Consider the following 5122-nt stretch of genomic DNA (forward strand, 5'->3'; position numbering starts at 1 on the left):
AATTCTTTGCCCAATAAAGAAACAGTTAATGTTTTACCTGTGCCCGGCGGGCCATAAAATAAGGCACGGTAACCGGGTTTTATTTTTCGGGAAAGATTTTTATCTTTTAATAAATCCTGATTATGCGACAGCCAAATTTTAATATGATCAATTTCATCTTTTGTTTGTGGCGTTAATATTAAATCATCCCACATCATTTGTGAGGTTAATTTTTTTGCCGGAAAACCGGGACTGAATTTTGGTGCCGTTTCTTTATTGAATAAAAATTTATCCACCCACTCTGTACTTAATAATAATTTGCCGCTCATTACAGGCTCGCCTTCTTTTACATGCTCCAGCCATAATATATTTTGTTTGTAAAAAAAATGCTCGGGGCCAAAAAGCTGCTGAAATTGTAACCGCTGCGGCATACTGCTGCCTGCTAAAATAAATAAAACGGTTTCGCCAGTGGGTAATATGCTTCGTTGGTTAGCACCCTTTACGGCACCAAATTCTGCAAAATCGCCGCCCTGAGGCAAAAACTCATGAATTATATTTTCGAAAAAAGAAGGTTGCAAATGCGGCACCAATGCAATTAAAAGTGTACAGTATTCTTCAATGGTTAACTTATTTTTAATAATAAAATCGTTAAGCGCCGAACCGTCTTCTTCTATTTTAACTGAAGAGAAAATTTCATTTAATTCTTTTTCTTCTTTTTTAAAATGAGCTGAAAGGCGGTTATGGATACCCTGTTGCAGCAGCTGCATTGAATAAAGAAGATTGCTGTGGTTGTTACTCATTTTGTTGGTTGTTTATTTTACTTTCCAATGCATTTTTTCTGTTGGAGGTAAAGCAGGCAGTTCGTTACGTGTCATTATTTCGATAGCGCCAACAAAAAATGCATAGTGTCCACGTGTTACCGTATTTCCTCTTGACATTATATTACCAGAGTTTTGAATTAATGTTTCGTCTGCTGCAGCTTTATCTACTAAAATTTCTATGGCATCATAATGCGTTGGTTTATCGCCTAAATATTTTTTTCTTGCATCCGGAATGTCGGCACCCGGCCTCGGCTCTTCGTACTCATCTCCCAAACCAATCATGTGGCCAAATTCGTGTGCCGCTGTATTTTGTTTGGTTTTTTCCGGATCGTTGGTAAACACACCTACTGTTACCTTACGTGATTTTTCATCAGCAGTTGCAAAATCTTCGCCAGCAGCATCACCAATTGTGAAACTCAATCCACTTAAATTAACCAACTCTTTATCTACGGCATCTATTCTTTTTTGACTTAATTTTCTGTTGTACCCTTCATTTCCTTCGGAACTGGCATGGCCCACATAATGCAGACTAAAAACCGGGTCGTTAGGGTCGGGCTTTTTAGGAATGGTATTTATAAAATCTTTTATAGTTTGGATATCTTCGTTACAATCGTTGTTTAATTTAGCGCTGTCAAAACCAAAAGGCCCAACATCCTGCAGTAAAACGGGTTTAAAAATAGTTTGCTCCGTTCCTTCAGAAGGATCCCTGAAATCTAATTTACCAGTATGTGTTGTTTCCGAATCGGCTTCTTTATTTATACCACTAACCCTTGGACGAAATCTTTTTTCTTTTTCGGCAGGCTTAATAACATCAGTTACTGTATGTGCATCTTTTTTATCTGTAACCACTAATGCAGTAACATCTACTTTACATTGGTAAGAAGAAAATCCGGGATTATTTAAAGTGAGTAAATGCTTATTGCTCCATACATCATTAATACTTTTTTTAAAATCAGTTTCAAAAGTGGTACGCTCTGCCTGCGTCATATTAGCAGGAAAATTTAAAAATATTTTATGTGTAATAAACAAAGTACCTGTTTTTGGTACAGGGCCATTCACCTGATACTGTGCATCAAAATTGGGTAAATTACCATTTACAAAATTATCTGTTGAAAAAACAGGCAATGCAGGTTGCTGCCCGGCTAACTGAGCAGGATTTAGCAATGGGCCAAAAAAATTGTTTGATAAACTGTTACCAAAAAAATTATTTTGATTAACTGTTGAGGGTGGTACTTTTTCTATCGCTTCTTTATCAGGCATATTTTTTTTATTTTATAAATTAATTTTTATTGCTGATAAAAAATTATGGAATAGTAATTGTTTCCCTCACCGACCAGAATTTTCTTTGTATCATTTGTCCGTCTTTTCTTATATCGCCAAAAAACCTGAAATCAAAAACATATACATCTCCACTGTTAGCCAGCGCCGAAGTAACACCCGGCTCATCAGTAGATTTAAATTTACATCCATGCTGCATATCCACCGCACCGTTTGCATCAGTATATTGATTAGGAAGTCCGTTATTGGCTGTATGATTTCTGTGCCCGTACCTGCCATTGTTGGGTAATGTTGTATTACCATCTTCTACCCAATTTGAAATGGCAGGTAAAGCGCCACCAGGTATAGAAAATACATTATTAATATTTACGCCATTATAAGTAACCGAGCCGCAGATAAACTGCCGGTATTGAAATCTTGAACAATCGCAATGCGGAGAAAATTGTATCTCCACATCAAAATGCCCAAAAATATTTGCCCTGTTTATACCAGCAGCACGAATGTCCATCGGTGTTACCAAACCTACATGAAACATTGTAAGGCAGGTATCAGGCGAATTATTTCCTGCAGTTAATTCGGCAGAAAGCAAATCAAATGTTTGCGTACCCACCATACCGTCAGGTGTTAATCCGTTTTGCGCCTGGTACAATGCAATTAAATTTAAAGTTTCGTCAGTTAATACACCGGTAACCGGGCCGCCAACAATATCCTGTATCAATGTTATATTTTCAGCATCGTACCTTTCATTATTAAAAATTGTTGCTGATCTTATTTGCTGTGGCGTTAGTACAGGCACCGCTGCGCCGGGCACTGTTGGGTCAACCGCTAAATCTCTCTGAATACTTTTTTTATTCACTGAACCCTGCTGCACTATATGGGTTAGCTCGTGCCCCAATAATTTTTTTCCACTATCTGTTTCCGGAGCATATTGTCCGTTGTTAAAAACAATATTGCTGCCCGATGTATAAGCCAGTGCATTTACTGATTGTGCCGATTTTGCTGCAACAGCATCAGTATGAATTTTTACATTACTAAAATCGTAGCCAAACCTTGGCTCATAAAAATTACGGGCCTCGTTTGGTAATGGGTGACCACCGCTTTGTAAGCCTCCAACATAATTTTCTAAATTATTATCAGCAGTTAATTCTTCACCATCAATTTCTTTGCGCTGCATTTTTTCTTCCTCTTTACAATTATCACATTTTCGTTGCAGAGGAGTTATTGAAATGGGTGATGATGAAAAGAAAGAATCAGCTCCAGATTTTTTTTGTACAGATGGTGTGTTCATTTGCATTACTTTATCTGCAACCGCATCTGCTTCCTGTTCGTATCTGTCGCTGGAGTTGTTGATGGTGAGTTTGGGTTGAAAGAAAGGTTGTGACATTGAAAAACCATCAGCTGAAGAAAATATATTATTATATTTATTTGCAATTGTTTGCATAACTGAATTTATAGAAGGGATTAACAATATCTTTCGGCCACATAAAACAATATTTACTTTACCGGTAAATGTATGCCCACAAAACTATAGCCCACTTTAAGTTTAGATCCAGGCGCAGCTGTCTTTTGAATTTCAAATTCTTCAAAATCATAAGTCCACTCTCCATCAATACTTTTTCCCCTCAGCGAAAATCCATCTCCGGGTTTTATTTCATCCATACTAATAAAATCTGATACTGCAACTATTGCCAGATGCGGTTGACTTTTTATTTTTTGGTCGATATATTTTGCATATGCTGCAATACGGGATCCATTATTTGTTTTTAAAAAAATCATAAGCTGATTATTCATATAAACATAATCTACCCGGTTAGATCCCAACTGAGACCAATTATATTTTTGCATCCATCCACTAAGTTCCGAATCGGAAGGGTATGGAATTTTCATTGCTTTATCAACCGCTGCCTGCAACTGTGCATCTTCTTTTGCTTTTTGCTGAGTAAAATATTTATCCTTTGTTTTTGTTTCTGCAGCAGTATAAGTAGTTATTTCTGCATTCAAATCTTCTATACTTTTTGGCAAAGGCGATGATGGTATTTCTCCTTTTGCAATTTTCTGCATATCTTCTGTACTCGTTTTTTGAAGGTCTTCTCTTATTTTTCCTAACCTCTCTTTGGTAAGTGTAACCCACGGGCCTTTTCCTTTTGTATTCATCATATCCAACATGGCTTTAAATTTATGCTCTCCCACTTCTTCAATTGTTTTAAATACTTCCTGCCGTGTTGGATCAAACTCTTCGTTTGAAGATGAGCCACCACCCTCATCGCAGGTACCATCATACTCCGGCTTTATGGCATCTAAACTGGATTTCTCCGGAATGGGAAATGTTTTTTCCCAACCCTTAGGCATCAGCCCGTTTATTTTTTCAATAATAAAAGCTGCTGCATCAACTGGAATGTTCCTTATTTTATCAAACGCTGTTAATGTAGCTGCAACACGTGAGCCTACTTTTTTAGTAAACCAGCAGGAGTCAACCACTTTTGCTGCAAGTCTTTCAATAATTGATTGCGCAATATTCCATAAACATCCAATGGCTGGTGGTGAAGCACAGGCCAATATTCTTGCACCCCATCGAACTAAGTCAATAATATTTTCTAACGTTCTTGCTTTTGCTTCAATTTCTTTAATCAACTCAATGATATCCATATAAGGCCCGGCAAATTTTTCCACTAATGCCGATACTTCTGCAACAGCACTTGCTTCATACTCTGCCTGAATGGATTTTATTTTTTCAATTTGGGCTTCCACTTCATCTGGTATAAGATCATCAAGAAATGCTTCCATTTTTTTTGCAAACCCTTTCATTAAAGAACCTAAAATAAGATCGATAGTTTTCTTAAACATGTACTTACCTGCAATTTTAAATATGCGTAAGAATAATTTAATTACTGCACCTATTAAGCCAGAACCTCCGCTTTTTGAAGAACTTAATAATCCTGCGACTTTTTCTTTTATAAATTCAACAGCAGAATATCCTTTTGCAAATAAAGTACCGAAGGCTTTGCGGAATTTACCTATATATTTAGATAATGGATTAGACCAAA

General features: G+C 36.9%; 4 protein-coding genes. All 4 read right to left on the minus strand.

Annotated features, from left to right (window positions below; all coding sequences use genetic code 11):
* The coding region (locus tag ACY65O_RS07595) for an ATP-binding protein (protein WP_462220252.1) at nt 1–779 on the minus strand (779 nt) is incomplete at its 3' end.
* A gap of 12 nt (nt 780–791) precedes the next feature.
* Complete coding sequence (locus ACY65O_RS07600) at nt 792–2060, minus strand: OmpA family protein (protein WP_462220253.1); 1269 nt, start codon at nt 2058–2060, stop codon at nt 792–794.
* Nucleotides 2061–2103: 43 nt separating this feature from the next.
* Entirely contained in the window at nt 2104–3519 is a 1416-nt protein-coding gene (locus ACY65O_RS07605; protein WP_462220254.1) for an eCIS core domain-containing protein, read from the minus strand.
* Between the two features lie 53 nt (nt 3520–3572).
* Nucleotides 3573–5122: hypothetical protein (locus ACY65O_RS07610; protein ID WP_462220255.1), on the minus strand; the 1550-nt coding region annotated here is incomplete at its 5' end.

The organism is Ferruginibacter sp. (genome assembly GCF_031430955.1).
Lineage (GTDB): Bacteria > Bacteroidota > Bacteroidia > Chitinophagales > Chitinophagaceae > Ferruginibacter.

What these genes read in the sequence shown, in the direction of transcription:
- ACY65O_RS07600 (WP_462220253.1), bottom strand. Translation starts at nt 2,060, where the DNA reads ATGCCTGATAAAGAAGCGATAGAAAAAGTACCACCCTCAACAGTTAAT.
- ACY65O_RS07605 (WP_462220254.1), bottom strand. Translation starts at nt 3,519, where the DNA reads ATGCAAACAATTGCAAATAAATATAATAATATATTTTCTTCAGCTGAT.